This is a genomic window from Streptomyces vastus, from assembly GCF_039532825.1.
Classification (GTDB): domain Bacteria; phylum Actinomycetota; class Actinomycetes; order Streptomycetales; family Streptomycetaceae; genus Streptomyces; species Streptomyces vastus.
In genome coordinates, this window is the sequence record NZ_BAAASJ010000023.1 from 1 (window position 1) to 503 (window position 503).

General features: G+C 70.6%; 1 protein-coding gene and 1 pseudogene. Both read right to left on the reverse strand.

All coding sequences use genetic code 11. The annotated features are described in order from the left end of the window. Positions 1–286 (reverse strand): IS110 family transposase (locus ABD357_RS44635; RefSeq protein ID WP_425584811.1); only part of this gene is annotated, 286 nt, incomplete at its 3' end. Further along, positions 232–474, reverse strand: a pseudogene (locus ABD357_RS44640) (IS110 family transposase); the annotation flags it as partial. The gene ABD357_RS44635 and the pseudogene ABD357_RS44640, both read right to left, overlap by 55 nt. Positions 475–503: the final 29 nt, after the last annotated feature.

A 503-nucleotide genomic window follows, 5' to 3' on the forward strand; every position in this document is an offset into this window, starting at 1 on the left:
GCAGTTCGAGCAGGGCGTCGAGCCGGTAGAAGGTGGCGGTGCGGCGCTCAACGAGCGTGCTGCGGCGGCGGACCGCTCTGCGCAGGGGGTGGGCTGGGCCGGTGTCGGACAGCGGGGGCAGGCCCTTGGGGTGCAGCAGTGGCAGGCGGGCCAGGACGCGGGAGTCCAGCCGGTCGTTCTTGGTGTGCTTGTGGTAGTAGTCGCGCAGGTCAGCGGACTGTTCCGGGGGGGGGCCAGGACCACCTGGGCGCCACGGTGTTGGAACCAGGCGGCCAGCGGGACCCAGGCGTTACGGGTCGGCTCCATGATCACGACGTCGTCGTCGGTTGAGGGCAGGCCGTCCCATAACCGTTCGAGGTCCTCGGCCGTGGTGGTGAGGCGCCGGCCGGAGAACTGGATCGCTCCGGTGGCGTCGGTGCAGGTGGTCTGGTGGGAGGCCCGGCAGGCCACGTCGATTCCCAGGTGCAGTCTCACAGCGGTGTCCCGTCTTGGCGTGACAGCAG